Origin of the sequence: Sphaerotilus sp., assembly GCF_041083715.1 — a bacterium.
Lineage (GTDB): Bacteria > Pseudomonadota > Gammaproteobacteria > Burkholderiales > Burkholderiaceae_C > Sphaerotilus.
The window spans coordinates 1-13,249 of record NZ_JBFPGY010000042.1 but is presented as its reverse complement, the minus strand read 5'-3'; the positions used below and the strand labels follow the sequence as shown (position 1 = coordinate 13,249).

12 protein-coding genes and 3 tRNA genes are annotated in these 13,249 nt (G+C 68.2%); 10 read left to right on the top strand and 5 right to left on the bottom strand.

The window, feature by feature from the left end:
- Window positions 1-184: class II aldolase/adducin family protein (locus AB3X43_RS02115; protein WP_369428237.1), on the bottom strand; the 184-nt coding region annotated here is incomplete at its 3' end.
- A 50-nt stretch (window positions 185-234) separates the two neighbouring features.
- Window positions 235-2,976: a bifunctional diguanylate cyclase/phosphodiesterase gene (locus AB3X43_RS02110; RefSeq protein ID WP_369428236.1), complete on the bottom strand. Its 2,742-nt coding sequence runs from the start codon at window positions 2,974-2,976 to the stop codon at window positions 235-237.
- Window positions 2,977-3,156: 180 nt separating this feature from the next.
- Between AB3X43_RS02110 and gph the strand changes: the two genes are divergently transcribed.
- Window positions 3,157-3,822: a phosphoglycolate phosphatase gene (gph, locus tag AB3X43_RS02105; protein WP_369428235.1), complete on the top strand. Its 666-nt coding sequence runs from the start codon at window positions 3,157-3,159 to the stop codon at window positions 3,820-3,822.
- On the opposite strand, the gene AB3X43_RS02100 is transcribed toward gph, so the two are convergent.
- Genes AB3X43_RS02100 through AB3X43_RS02090 form a run of 3 tightly spaced genes read right to left on the bottom strand, consistent with a single transcriptional unit; the run spans window position 3,812 to window position 7,619 of the window.
- Window positions 3,812-5,665 (bottom strand): TRAP transporter large permease subunit, encoded by a 1,854-nt coding sequence (locus tag AB3X43_RS02100; RefSeq protein WP_369428234.1) that lies wholly within the window; start codon window positions 5,663-5,665, stop codon window positions 3,812-3,814. The two genes, gph and AB3X43_RS02100, sit on opposite strands and share 11 nt — an antisense overlap.
- Window positions 5,662-6,678 (bottom strand): TRAP transporter substrate-binding protein, encoded by a 1,017-nt coding sequence (locus AB3X43_RS02095; protein ID WP_369428233.1) that lies wholly within the window; start codon window positions 6,676-6,678, stop codon window positions 5,662-5,664. Before AB3X43_RS02095 ends, AB3X43_RS02100 begins: the two co-directional genes overlap by 4 nt.
- A 41-nt stretch (window positions 6,679-6,719) precedes the next feature.
- On the bottom strand, window positions 6,720-7,619 hold the full coding sequence (locus tag AB3X43_RS02090) for a TRAP transporter TatT component family protein (protein WP_369428232.1): 900 nt from the start codon (window positions 7,617-7,619) through the stop codon (window positions 6,720-6,722).
- A gap of 336 nt (window positions 7,620-7,955) precedes the next feature.
- Between AB3X43_RS02090 and trpE the strand changes: the two genes are divergently transcribed.
- From trpE to AB3X43_RS02045, 9 genes are all read left to right on the top strand, one after another.
- Window positions 7,956-9,431, top strand: a complete 1,476-nt coding sequence (gene trpE / locus AB3X43_RS02085) for an anthranilate synthase component I (RefSeq protein ID WP_369428231.1) — start codon at window positions 7,956-7,958, stop codon at window positions 9,429-9,431.
- Window positions 9,432-9,456: 25 nt separating this feature from the next.
- The gene (locus tag AB3X43_RS02080) at window positions 9,457-10,026 is read left to right on the top strand and encodes an anthranilate synthase component II (RefSeq protein WP_369428230.1); all 570 of its coding nucleotides are present in this window, start codon (window positions 9,457-9,459) and stop codon (window positions 10,024-10,026) included.
- Window positions 10,020-11,054: an anthranilate phosphoribosyltransferase gene (gene trpD / locus AB3X43_RS02075; protein ID WP_369428229.1), complete on the top strand. Its 1,035-nt coding sequence runs from the start codon at window positions 10,020-10,022 to the stop codon at window positions 11,052-11,054. Before AB3X43_RS02080 ends, trpD begins: the two co-directional genes overlap by 7 nt.
- On the top strand, window positions 11,051-11,863 hold the full coding sequence (gene trpC, locus AB3X43_RS02070; RefSeq protein ID WP_369428228.1) for an indole-3-glycerol phosphate synthase TrpC: 813 nt from the start codon (window positions 11,051-11,053) through the stop codon (window positions 11,861-11,863). Before trpD ends, trpC begins: the two co-directional genes overlap by 4 nt.
- Complete coding sequence (locus AB3X43_RS02065) at window positions 11,863-12,597, top strand: uracil-DNA glycosylase (protein WP_369428227.1); 735 nt, start codon at window positions 11,863-11,865, stop codon at window positions 12,595-12,597. The genes trpC and AB3X43_RS02065 overlap by 1 nt, the downstream gene beginning before the upstream one ends.
- A gap of 68 nt (window positions 12,598-12,665) precedes the next feature.
- Window positions 12,666-12,751, top strand: a tRNA-Tyr gene (locus tag AB3X43_RS02060).
- A 65-nt stretch (window positions 12,752-12,816) separates the two neighbouring features.
- Window positions 12,817-12,890 (top strand) — tRNA-Gly (locus tag AB3X43_RS02055).
- Window positions 12,891-12,984: 94 nt separating this feature from the next.
- Window positions 12,985-13,059: transfer RNA gene (locus tag AB3X43_RS02050), tRNA-Thr, on the top strand.
- Window positions 13,060-13,116: 57 nt separating this feature from the next.
- On the top strand, window positions 13,117-13,249 hold a 133-nt coding region (locus tag AB3X43_RS02045), incomplete at its 3' end, for a GTP-binding protein (RefSeq protein ID WP_369428238.1).

Sequence of the window (13,249 nt, the reverse complement as noted above, 5' to 3'; positions counted from 1 at the left end):
CGAACATCAGCCCGTAGGGGTTGATGAGAAAGTGGTGGTCCGGGCCGGGCAGGCGGGCGCTGATGTGGGTGAAGACGAGGTCGCTCCAGCCGTGGAGCGCCACCAGCCGGTAGGCCGCCGCGAGGTCGCAGCGCAGTTGCCACTCTTCGGGGCCGACCTGGTCTTGAAGCGACGGGATGCGCATGGCGTGTCTCCGGGTGAGCGGACGTGTGGGGTGGCCGTACTATCCTGTTTTCAGGCCGGCAGCGCCACTGCGCCGGGCGTCTGCGTCCACTGCGTGATCGGGGCGGGCTTGCCGAACAGATAGCCCTGGAAGGTCTCGCAGCCGTGGTGGAGCAGGAAGTCGCGCTGTGCCAGCGTCTCGACCCCCTCGGCCACGACCCGCAGGCCGAGCGAATGGCTCATCGCGAGGATGGCCTGCACGATGGCGGCGTCGTTGCTGTCGTCCACGAGGTCGCGGACGAAGGAGCGGTCGATCTTGACCTCGTCCAGTGGCAGCCGCTTCAGGTAGGACAGCGAGGAATAGCCGGTGCCGAAATCGTCGAGCGAGAAATTCACGCCGATCGCGCTCAGCTGTTCCATCCGGTCGATCACGTCCTCGATGCGGTCCACGACGATGCTCTCGGTCAGTTCGAGCATCAGCCGCGCCGGGTTGGCCCCGCTGGCGGCCAGGCTGCGCCGGACGCGGTCGACGAAGTCGGGCTGGTGGAACTGGCGTGCGCTGACATTGACCGAGATCTGCAGCCCCTGCAGACCCGGATCCATCGACCACTGCGCGAGCTGCCGGCAGGCCGTGTCGAGGACCCACTGGCCGATCTCGATGATCAGGCCGGTCTCCTCGGCCAGACCGATGAAGCGGTCCGGCGGAATCAGGCCGCGGACCGGATCGATCCAGCGGATCAGCGCCTCGGCGCCGGTGCGCCGGCCGCTGGTGTCGACCTGCGGCTGGTAGTGGAGCTGGAACTGCCCCAGGACGAGGGCCTGGCGCAGGGCGTTTTCCATGGCGATGCGGGCGTCGATCGCGGCCTGCATCGCCGGGTTGAAGAAGCGGATGGCATTGCGGCCGGCGTCCTTGGCCTGGTAGAGCGCCACGTCGGCCTGCTTCATCAGCACGTCGAGCGGCGTCGCCCGACCGCACAGCAGCGTCATGCCGATGCTGGGGCTGCTGCGGTGGTCGTCGTTGGCCTCGTTCAGGGCATACGGCTGGTTCAGGATGGCATGGATCTTCTCGGCGACCTGCTCTGCCTGGCGGGCGGCCGTCGGCTCGTCGGCGCCGAGTCCGTCGAGCAGCAGCGCAAACTCGTCGCCGCCCAGGCGGGCCACCGTGTCGGCATCCCGCACCGCCTGCGAGAGCCGCCGGGCCACCTCGATCAGCAGCCGGTCGCCGACGTCATGGCCCTGGGTGTCGTTCAGCTTCTTGAAATGGTCCAGGTCCAGCAGCATCAGGGCGCTGTGTGTCTGGTTGCGCTCGGTGGTGGCCAGGGTGTGGCTCAGACGGTCGATGAACATGCGGCGGTTGGGCAGGCCGGTCAGTGCGTCGTAGTAGGCGAGCTGCCGGATCTCGGTTTCGGACGCCTTGCGTTCCGTGATGTCGCGCATCGAGATCCGCTGACCGAGGTAGTCTCCGCCGGGACCATGCACCGGCCGGCTCACATGGCTGACCCAGCGCTGGCTGCCGTCCCGGTGAACGATGCGCAAGTCCAGGGGCTGTCCGGTGGTTGGTGTGGTGTCGCGTGCGGCCACCTCGTGGACTCGCTGGCGCCACAGATCCCGGTCGTCGGGATGGACCAGCGTGGCGATCAGGTCCGGTCGCTGCTCGAACGCTTCGGGGTGGTAACCGGTGAACTGCACGACCGATGGCGTCATGTAGTGGAGATGACCGTCAGGCCGGACCCAGTACTCCCAGTCGGTCGCTCCGTCCACCATGGTGTGGAACTTGGTTTCGCTCTCGCGCAGATCGCGCTCGGTCTGCTCGCGTCGGCGCGAAGTGCGGCTGAGCGCACCGATGCCCGCGATGACGAAGGCGATGCTGAGCAGGCTCATGCCGGCGATCAGGATGACCGAGCGTTTCCAGCCGGCCAGAAAGATGGTGTCGGGCACGACCAGCGAGACCACCAGCGGGTAGCGTGTCGCCTTGCGCACGGCGGTCAGGCGCAACCCGTCGACGCCGGACGAGAAGCGCGGGGTGTTGGCCAGGACCACGGCGTCCTGCTGCCCCCGCTCGGCGATGACGCGGTGGGTCGTGCCCGAGTTGTTGACGCTGCCGATCAGGGTGTCCAGGTGCGGCGCCCGCGCCAGCATCGTCAGGTCTCCGCGGTAGAGCGAGATGGAGGCGCCATCTCCCAGCGTCTCGACCAGCCGCCCGTACACGCCAGTGAAGGCATCGACGGACAGCCCCACGAGCACGAGGCCCAGAAAGCGCCCCTGTGCGTCGTCCAGCCGGCGACTGACGTAGAACGTCCACTTGCCATTGCCCTTGTTGCGCACGGCGGTGCTGATGTAGTCGCCGAGCTTCGGCTGGTCGCGGTGGACCTTGAAATAGTCACGCTCCGCCAGATTGATCTGCGGTACCGGGTAGGCGCGGCTGAAATTGATGTTGTCTCCGTTGGCCGCGACGAGGGACGCCACGTCCAGTTGCGGCAGCCCCTGGATCTTCTCGCGCAGCAGCTGGTGCATCTCGACCGTGGACAGTTTCTGCCGGAACTCCGTCTCGTCCCGCACGCCCGCCTGCCGGACCCGTTCGGTGATGGCGTCCAGCACCAGAAAGGCCGAGAACACGGTCTGGGAAGTGTGCTCGGTGAGCATGTAGGACATGCTGCCAAGGTGGTGGCGCCAGTCCTCGATTTCCTTGTCGCGCAAGGCCACCACCGTCACCAGCGCCCCGACCGTGATGGCGACGACCAGCAACGCACCGTAGAGGCGGACGATCGCGCTGGTGTCGGAGGTGGCCTTCGGGCGGTTGCTGTGCATGCTCATTCAACGGTGGTTGGTCCATGCCTCTGGCTGGCGCTCGCGTGCGGCATCATCTTGCGCAGACGGGCAGGCTACGGGCATTGACCGTCCTCGAATCTGCGATGAAATGGCAAAAATGCATGCAATCCTGCACTGACACAATGCCGGGTCGCAGATGCATTTGCAAACCAGCCCAGCCCACCGATGTCTTTTTCTTCACTGCAAGCCGCCATTGTCGATCTCGACGGCACCATGGTGGACACACTTGGCGATTTCGTCGCGGTGCTGCACCTGACGCTGACCGAACTCGGCCTGCCGGTCGTCGACCGCACCTTCGTCGAACACACGGTCGGCAAGGGCAGCGAGCACCTGATCCGCACGACGCTGGCCCATGTGGGCGGCGACGCCGCGCTGTACGACGCGGCGTGGTCGGCCTACCAGCGCCATTACGCCACGCTCAACGGCCGACATTCGGACGTCTACCCCGGCGTGGTCGAAGGGCTGCAGCGCCTGCGCGATGCGGGGCTGCGCCTGGCCTGCCTGACCAACAAGCCCGCGGCATTGGCCCGGCCGCTGCTGGCGAGCAAGGGGCTCGACAGGTTCTTCGAGGTGGTCTTCGGCGGCGACAGTTTCGCGCGCAGGAAGCCCGACCCGCTGCCGCTGCTGGAAACCTGCAAGGCGCTGGGCACCCTGCCGGCGCAGACGCTGATGGTCGGCGACTCCAGCAACGACGCACAGGCGGCGCAGGCGGCTGGCTGCCCGGTCGTGCTGGTGACTTATGGCTACAACCACGGCGAGCCGATCCGGACGGTGCCGGCGCTGGCCCATGTGGGCCGCCTGGATCAACTGTCCGGTGTGCTCAGCGGCTAGCCCACCACTGCGGCAGTGCCAGCGCCAGCGCCGGCACCCACGACAGCAGCAGCGTCCCCAGCAGGATCGCCAGCACGGCGGGCAGCACGGACCGCGCCACCTCGCGTATCGGCCGGTCGAACATGGCCGAGGCGAAGTAGAGGTTCATGCCGGCCGGCGGGCACAGGAAGCCCATCTCCATGTTCGCCAGGAAGATGATCCCGAAGTGCACCGGGTCGATGCCGTACGCCTGCGCCACCGGCAGCAGCAGCGGCACCAGCACGACCAGGGCCGCGAAGATCTCCATCAGCGCGCCGGCCAGGAACAGGAACACGTTGAAGGCCAGCAGGAACAGGTAGCGGTTGGGGATGACCTGCTGCACCCACTCGGTGGCGGCGTCGGGGATGCCGGCGTCGATCAGGTAGTTGGTCAGCCCCAGCGCCATGCCCAGGATCAGCATCACCCCGCCGATGACCTGCACGCTCAGGCCCAGCGCCTCGCTCAGGCCCCGTGCCGTCAGTTCGCGGTGGGCCACGGCCTGGGTCAGCAGGGCATAGGCGGCGGTCAGGGCCGCGCTTTCGGTGGGGGTGGCCAGCCCGCTGACCAGCGAGCCGACGGCCACCAGCGGCGCGAGCAGCTCCCACCGCGCCTGCCACAGCGCCACGCCCAGCGTGGGGCGCGGGCTGGCATCGGGCGGTGGTGTGTCGGTTGTATCGGTTCTGGCTGAGCCAGCGCGCAGGAAGCCGCCGAGCACCAGCAGGCACACCACCATCACCAGCGCCGGCACCACGCCGGCCAGGAACATGGTGTTGATGGGCACGCGGGCGATGATGGCGTACAGGATCAGGGGCACCGACGGTGCCAGCAGCACGCCCAGTGCGCTGGCGCTGGTGACCAGCCCGATGCCTTTGCGCTCCGGGTAGCCGGTCTGGCGCAGCAGTGGCAGCAGCAGGCCGCCCAGCGCCAGGATGGTGACGCCGCTGCCGCCCGTGACGGCGGTGAAGCCCGAGCACAGCATCGCCGTGGCGATGACGGTGCCCGTGACCCCCGAGCCGAACAAGGCGACGAACACCTGACCCAGCCGGCCGGCCGCGCCCGTGCGGGCCAGGATCAGCCCCGCCAGCGTGAACAGGGGCAGGGCCGGCAGCGAGGCATTGACGGTGATCTGGTAGTGCGACAACGGCACCGAGGCCAGGGGCTGCCCTTCGCTGGCGAACAGGGCCATGGCCAGCCCGCCCAGGACCGCGAAGATCGGTGCCCCGCCCAGCAGCGCCAGCGCCAGCCCTGCGATCACCAGCGGAAGTGGCAGCGGCAGACCGCCGTCCAGGCTGACGGCCATCCCCGCACCGGCCAGCGGCAGCACGACCGCCGCAGCAAGGGCCAGCGCCCGGTGCCCGCTGGCCGCTCCGGCTCGCCGGCCCAGGCGTCCGCCCAGCCAGACGAAGCCGACCGGCAGCACCGCCTGGAACGCCCAGACCGGAATCCCGTAGGCCAGCACATGGCCGGCAGAGCGCTCGCTCCACACGAGCTGTGCGCTGGCGTGGGCCAGCATGCCGCACAGCAGCGCCGCGCTGGCGGCGGCGAGTCCGCCGCGCCAGCCGGTGGTGGGCGCGTTGCCGGCCAGGGTGGTGAGGTGGCCTGTGCGCTCGGCCGCCACGGCGCCGAACATGGCGAGCACCAGGCCCAGGTGCTGCACCAGCACGGGTGCATTGGCGATGCCATGGCCCAGCAGCGGCCGCGCGCCCATCTCGACCAGGGGAATGAGCAGCATCAGCACCAGCGCACCGCTGGCAACCAGGCGGTCGATCGGCCAGCGCGGGCCGGCAGCGCCCGGTGGCGCTGCGTGGGTCGGCGCCGCGCTCACGGGCGGGCCAGGTTGGCGCGGTAGGCCTTGAGGTGGGCCATGACCTCGTCGAAGGTGTCGGCCGGCACCATGGTGCCCCGGATGCGCGGATAGAGCTTGTCCGCCAGGGCCTGCCATTCCTTCATCTGCTCGGCATTGGGGCGGTGCACGTTCAGCCCGCGCCTGGCCATCGCGCCAACGGCGTCGACCACTTCCTGGCGGGCCTGTGTCCGCAGCGCCGCGCCGGCCTTCTCGCCGGCCTCGCGCATGGTCGCCTGCAGTGCGGGAGACATCTCTTCCCAGGCCTTGGTGGTCAGCACCAGGGCGCCGACGATGGGCGCCCAGTTGATCTCCAGCATGTGGTTGGCGGTGGTGTAGATCTGGCTGGCCAGCGCGAAGTACGGCGTCGAGGGCACGACATGGATCATGCCGGTCTGGATCGCGGGCAGGATGTCGCTGGTTTCCAGCGGCACGGGGGTGTAGCCCAGGCTCTTCATGATGGCCTGCTGCTCGGGCTCGGAGCCCCAGGCGAAGAACTTCATGCGCTTGTAGTCGTCCGGGCGCAGCGCCTCCTCGCGCGAGAAGAAGCGCACCCAGCCGGCGTCTCCCCACGCCAGCACCACGAAGCCCTTGTCGAGGAAGCGCTTCTCCATGGCCGGACGCATCTTCTCGCGCACGTGATCGACTTCGGCCCAGTCGCGGAACAGCAGCGGCAGGTTTTGCAGCGCGGCGATCGACGGTTCGATCTCGCGCAGCCCGACCACGCTCAGCAGGGCGCCTTGCAGCTGTCCGATGCGCATGCGGCGGGCCATCTCGGCCTCGCCGCCCTGGCTGCCGTCGGCGTAGACCAGGGCCTTGGCACCGTCGCCCTGGCCGGTCCGCCACAGCTCCGCCAGCTCGACCAGCTGGCGGTGGTAGAGCGAGTTCTTGGGGGCCACGGTGCCCAGCCGCAGCGAACGGGGGGCGGCTTGCAGCGCCAGCGGCGTGAACAGGCCTACCAGCGCCAGGGGCGTCAGCAGGCATTGGCGGCGCAATCTTGAATCAGGTGTCATCTCTTGGGCGGGCAGACAGTCAGTCAGAACAGATCGTCGATCTGGGCAAGCAGCCATTGCGCTCGCAGGCGCGCGGCCTCGTTGGGAAGGGTGGGGTGGCGGGCACTGACCGACAGCGCCTCGCCGAGCAGCAAGGCGAACACTGTCTTGTCGCCGGTCGTCTGTGCCCAGCCTTCGGCCTTGGCGACCAGGGCGCCGGCCTGGTGGTCCTGGCCGAGGCGGATGGCCTCGTCGAAGTAGGCCAGCGCGCGGGCGGTCGATCCACCGGGTCGGGCCATCTCCAGCGTGCCCATCAGGCTGGCGAGCGCGCCGTCGCCGTGTCCTGGGGCGCAGGCGTAGGCCCGCTCGGCCAGCCGGATGCTCAGGGGCAGGTCGGCCACGGTGTCGGGGTGGTCCTTGGACAGCGAGATCTGTCCGGCCCAGGCCGCGGCACCCCAGTAGGCCAGGCCCACGGTCTCCGGCCGCAGGGGTGGCCAGCGCGCGGGGTCGGTCTGCGACAGTGCCGCCATGAAGCCCGGCTGATCGGCTTCGAGCGCGGTTCGCGCATGGCGCCAGGCGCGGGCGTACAGCCGCGCGGCCCGTTCGCGCAGAGCCTGTGCGGCGCGGGCGTCGCTGGCTTCCCGTCGATCGGCCTCGAAGGAGACGAAGGCGTAGGCATATTGGGTGAAGCCGCTGGCGACGGACTCGGCCAGCGCCAGATGGCCCGGCTGCGGTCGCAGGATGGACTCCGACAGCTTCAGGTAGAACGCGCTCGCCTCCCGGGCCAGCACGAGGTCGTCCTCGCCGTTCTGGGCATGCGCCTGCTGCGCGAGTTCATCCCCCACATGCCGCAGGATCAGCGAACGTGTCGAACAACCCCCCAGCAGCAAGCCGGGCAGCACGGCCATGCACAGGCCGACCACGCGGCTTCGTATCGGGAACATGCGCTGCAATCTAGGTGCGTCCTGTGAAAGTGGCGTGACGGCGGTGCTTGACGCTGGCCGCGGTGACGCTGCTACACTGCGCCGCATCATGTTCATCTCGCGCACACACAGCATCGGCCACGCCGCCGGGTCGCAAGACCGGGGAGCCTGGCCCTGGCGTCGCTGAAGCCGACGCCTGACCCGATCTGCTGATGTCTGTCGCCGCGCGTGTTCCCTGCACCGCGCCGAGTCCCCCGATCAAGATCAACCAGGCCCGCGGCACGCACGCGAGTCCCTGACGTCGTCACGACCAGACCAACACGCGAGCATGCCGGTGGGCCGTCTGGAGCGCACACCGTGATCACCGAACTCGAATTCAAGCGCCTGGCCGAACAGGGCTACAACCGCATCCCGCTCGTCAGCGAGGCGTTTGCCGACCTGGAGACGCCGCTGTCCCTTTACCTCAAGCTCGCCGGGGGCAAGCCCTACAGCTTCCTGCTGGAGTCCGTCGTCGGCGGCGAGCGCTTCGGGCGCTACTCCTTCATCGGCCTGCCTGCGCGCACCCTGCTGCGCACGACACAGGGTGTCACCGAAGTCGTCACCGACGGGCACGTGGTGGAGCGCCACGACGGCAACCCGCTCGATTTCATCGAGGACTATCAGAAACGCTTCAAGGTCGCGCTGCGTCCGGGTCTGCCGCGCTTCTGCGGTGGCCTGGCGGGGTACTTCGGCTATGACGCCGTGCGCTACATGGAGCCGCGGCTGTCCAAGGTGCACAAGACCGGTGGCCTCGACACCCCCGACATCCAGCTGCTGCAGACCGAAGAGCTGGCGGTGATCGACAACCTGTCGGGCCGGCTCTACCTGATCGTCTACGCGGATCCCCATCTGCCACAGGCCTATGACTGCGCCCAGGCCCGGCTGGCGGCGCTGAACGAGCGGCTTCGCCAGTCGGTCGTGGCACCGGTGGTGGAGCCCACGCCCCCGCAGCCGGTCGAGCGGCCTTTTGCCCAGGCCGATTACCTCGCCGCCGTTCACCGCAGCAAGGAGTACATCGCCGCAGGCGACCTGATGCAGGTGCAGATCGGACAGCGCCTGAGCAAGCGCTACAGCGCCTCGCCGCTGTCGCTGTACCGGTCGCTGCGCACGCTCAACCCGTCGCCGTACATGTACTTCTACGACATGGGTGACTTCCAGATCGTCGGTGCCTCGCCCGAGATCCTGGTCCGCCACGAGCACACGGCCGACGGCGACAAGGTGACGATCCGCCCTCTGGCCGGTACCCGTCCGCGCGGGACCAGTCCCGAGCACGACAAGGTGACCGAAGCCGAGCTGCTGGCCGATCCGAAGGAGCGTGCCGAGCACCTGATGCTGATCGATCTGGCCCGCAACGACATCGGCCGCATCGCCAGGACCGGCAGCGTCAAGGTCACGGAAGCGTTTGTCGTCGAGCGTTACTCGCATGTGATGCACATCGTCAGCAACGTCGAGGGCTTGCTCAAGGACGGCACGAGCAACATGGACGTGCTGCGCGCCACCTTCCCGGCCGGCACGCTGACCGGTGCGCCCAAGATCCGGGCGATGGAGCTGATCGACGAACTGGAGCCGGTCAAGCGCGGCATTTACGGCGGTGCCTGCGGCTATCTCAGTTTCGCGGGGGACATGGATGTGGCGATCGCCATCCGCACGGGCATCGTGCAGAACGGTACCCTGTACGTGCAGGCCGCGGCCGGTGTGGTGGCCGACTCGGTGCCCGAGATGGAGTGGAGAGAGACCGAGCACAAGGCCCGGGCGCTGCTGCGCGCCGCCGAGCTGGTCGAACAAGGCTTCTGAGCCAGAGCCCCGCAGGAGAACCGACATGCTGCTGATGATCGACAACTACGATTCGTTCACCTTCAACCTCGTCCAGTATTTCGCCGAACTCGGCGAGGACGTGCGGGTGCACCGCAACGACGAACTTTCCATCGCCGAGATCGAGGCGCTCAGGCCCGATCGGCTGGTGCTGTCACCGGGGCCGTGCTCGCCCGCGGAGGCGGGCATCTGCATCGAGAGCATCCGCCACTTTGCCGGCAAGCTGCCCATCCTCGGCGTGTGCCTGGGCCACCAGAGCATCGGTGCGGCGCTGGGCGGCCACATCGTCCGGGCGCAGGTGCAGATGCACGGCAAGCTCGACACCATCACCACCGACCAGCAGGGGGTCTTCGCCGGACTGCCGCGGCAGTTCGACGTCGTGCGCTACCACTCGCTGGCCATCGAGCGCGCCACGCTGCCCCAGGATCTGGTCATCACCGCCACCAGCGCGGACGGCGAGATCATGGGCGTGCGCCACCGCACTCTGGCGATCGAGGGCGTGCAGTTCCACCCCGAATCCATCCTCAGCGAGCACGGCCACGCCATGCTGAAGAACTTCCTGGAGTCCACATGCTGATCACCGACACCGAAGCCCTGACCCGCGTCATCGAGCACCGCGAGATCTTCCACGACGAGATGCTGGCGCTGATGCGCCGCATCATGGGCGGCGAGATGTCGCCGGTGATGGTGTCGGCGCTGCTGGTCGGCCTGCGCGTCAAGAAGGAGACCATCGGCGAGATCACCGCTGCCGCACAGGTGATGCGCGAGTTCGCGGTCAAGGTCAGCGTCACGGACCGCACGCACCTCGTGGACATCGTCGGCACCGGCGGCGACGGCTCGCACACGTTCAACATCTCCACCTGCTCGATGTTCGTGGCGGCGGCGGCGGGCGCGCGCGTCAGCAAGCACGGCAACCGCGGCGTCTCCAGCAAGTCCGGCAGCGCCGATGTGCTGGAGGCTCTGGGCGTGCCGATGACGCTGTCGCCGCAGGCGGTGGCGCAGTGCATCGCCGACACCGGCATCGGGTTCATGTTCGCCCCCAACCACCACCCGGCGATGAAGAATGTCGGCCCGGTGCGGCGCGAACTCGGCGTGCGGACCATCTTCAACATCCTCGGCCCGCTGACCAACCCGGCCGAGGCACCGAACATCCTGATGGGCGTGTTCCATCCGGACCTCGTGGGCATCCAGGTGCGCGCGCTGCAGCGCCTGGGCGCCGAGCACGCGGTCGTCGTCTATGGCCGCGACGGCATGGACGAGGTGTCGCTCGGTGCGGCGACGCGGGTCGGCGAGTTGATCGGCGGCGAGATCCGCGAGTACGAGATCCACCCGGAAGACTTCGGCCTGACGATGGCCAGCAACCGCTCGCTCAAGGTCGAGACGCCCGCACAGTCGCGCGCACTCCTGCAAGCGGTGCTCGACAACGCCCCCGGTCCGGCGCGCGACATCGTCATGCTCAACGCCGGCGTGGCGCTCTACGCCGCCAACGTCGCCCCGACCATGGCCGAGGGCATCGAGCGTGCCCGCGAGGTGCTGGCCAATGGCCAGGCCGCCGCGCGCCTGCAGCAATTCGTCACCCGCACGCAGGAGCTGGCCGCAGCATGAGCCGAACCCTTCCCCCCGGTGTCCCCGACATCCTTGCCCGCATCGTCGTCACCAAGCACGAGGAGGTGGCCGCGGCCCGTGCGCGGCGCTCGCTGTCCTCGCTGCGCGAGGAGGCGGAGAGCCGCACCGATGTGCGCGATTTCGAGGCCGCGCTGCGTACGAAGATCGCCGCGGCGCAGCCCGCCGTGATCGCCGAGATCAAGAAGGCCAGCCCGAGCAAGGGCGTGATCCGCCCCGACTTCCGCCCGGCCGAGATCGCGCAGAGCTACGAGCGCCACGGCGCCGCGTGCCTGAGCGTGCTGACCGACGCGCCGTACTTCCAGGGCGCGGCCGAGTACCTCCTGCAGGCGCGGGCGGCGTGCGCGCTGCCGGTGCTGCGCAAGGACTTCATGGTCGACGAGTACCAGGTCCACGAGGCCCGCGCGATGGGTGCGGACTGCATCCTGCTGATCGCGGCGTGTCTCGATGACGCGCAGATGGCCGATCTGGAGGCGGTGGCGCTGGCGCACCGGATGAGCGTGCTGGTCGAGGTCCACGATGGCGAGGAACTGCAGCGCGCGCTGCGGCTGAAGACGCCGCTGGTGGGCATCAACAACCGCGACCTGCGCAGCTTCGACGTGACGCTGGACACCACGCTGGGCCTGCTCGGCGATGTGCCGCCGGACCGGGTGCTGGTGACCGAGTCCGGCATCCTCGGGCCGCAGGACGTGGTGCGGATGCGGGCGGCGCAGGTGCATGCGTTCCTGGTCGGCGAAGCGTTCATGCGCGCAGCCGATCCAGGTGTGGCGCTGGCCGAGCTGTTCCGCTGATGGTCGACAACCGCTTGACGCGCCCGCTGGCCGAGGCGCTGGCGGACGTGGCGCCTGGGTGGACGGATCTGGTCGCGGCGTTTGTCGCCAGTCCGTGTGGCACGGCGCTGTGCCGGGTCGTCGATGCGCGGGTGGCGGCCGGGGCCGAGGTCTATCCGGCACGGCCGCTGCGTGCGCTGGAGGCGCTGACGCCGCAGCAGGTGCGGGTGGTGATCCTCGGCCAGGATCCATACCACGGGCCAGGCGAGGCCGAGGGACTGGCGTTCTCGGTGGCCGACGGGGTGAAGATTCCGCCGAGCCTGCGCAACATCCGGCAGGAACTGGCGGCGGATCTGGGGCTGGCCTTGCCGGTGTCCGGCAGTCTGCGTGCCTGGGCGGGGCAGGGCGCGCTGCTGCTCAACACCAGCCTCACCGTCGAGCGAGACCGGCCTGCCAGCCATGCGAAGCTGGGTTGGCAGGCGTTGACCGATGCGCTGATCGACCGTGTTGCCGCGCAGCCGCATCCGAAGGTGTTCATGCTGTGGGGTGTGCATGCCCAAGCCAAGGGGCCACGCATCGGGCAGGCCGGTGGTGCCAACCTGATCCTGGCGGCCAACCATCCCTCCCCGCTGGCGGCACGGCGCCCGCCGGTGCCGTTTGTCGGCAGCCGCCCTTTCAGCACGGCCAACGCTTGGCTGACCACGCAGAGCTGTGCGCCGATCGACTGGCGTCTGGACCGACCGGTTCAGTGTTGAGTAAAGAAAAAACTGCAGAAAGTGCTTGCGGTGAGAAAACAGCTTTGTTAAAGTCTATGGCTCGCCCAGGAGGGGTGGCCGAGTGGTTAAAGGCAGCAGACTGTAAATCTGCCCGCGAAAGCGTACGCTGGTTCGAATCCAGCCTCCTCCACCAGCGAACAGCATTGAGATGGCGGATTGCTTTTGCTGCAAAGCAAAAAAGTCTGTGGGCTCGATCGGGCGGGAGTAGTTTAATGGTAGAACCTTAGCCTTCCAAGCTAATGACACGGGTTCGATTCCCGTTTCCCGCTCCAGTGTTGTCGGGTTAAAAGTATAAATTTGTAGTGGTGTTGATAGTGTCGATACCGGTCTGTGTGTTTGTTTTCATGCATTCAGACCCGTGTCGATGCCCATGTGGCTCAGTGGTAGAGCACTCCCTTGGTAAGGGAGAGGTCACGCGTTCGATCCGCGTCATGGGCACCACTTTTATGCATCGTCTGTCCAATCCATTGTAGTGAACGCCCTCGGGAGCGCGAAATCATGTCAAAGGAAAAGTTTGTCCGTACCAAGCCGCACGTCAACGTCGGCACCATCGGTCACGTGGACCACGGCAAGACGACGCTGACGGCGGCGATCACGACCGTGCTGTCGAAGAAGTTTGGCGGCACCGCCA

Bases quoted from the DNA above. Each gene is read 5' to 3' on its own strand.
- AB3X43_RS02090 (WP_369428232.1), bottom strand. From the start codon at position 7,619: ATGTTCCCGATACGAAGCCGCGTGGTCGGCCTGTGCATGGCCGTGCTG.
- AB3X43_RS02065 (WP_369428227.1), top strand. From the start codon at position 11,863: ATGGTCGACAACCGCTTGACGCGCCCGCTGGCCGAGGCGCTGGCGGAC.
- trpC (WP_369428228.1), top strand. From the start codon at position 11,051: ATGAGCCGAACCCTTCCCCCCGGTGTCCCCGACATCCTTGCCCGCATC.
- gph (WP_369428235.1), top strand. From the start codon at position 3,157: ATGTCTTTTTCTTCACTGCAAGCCGCCATTGTCGATCTCGACGGCACC.
- AB3X43_RS02110 (WP_369428236.1), bottom strand. From the start codon at position 2,976: ATGAGCATGCACAGCAACCGCCCGAAGGCCACCTCCGACACCAGCGCG.
- AB3X43_RS02080 (WP_369428230.1), top strand. From the start codon at position 9,457: ATGCTGCTGATGATCGACAACTACGATTCGTTCACCTTCAACCTCGTC.
- trpD (WP_369428229.1), top strand. From the start codon at position 10,020: ATGCTGATCACCGACACCGAAGCCCTGACCCGCGTCATCGAGCACCGC.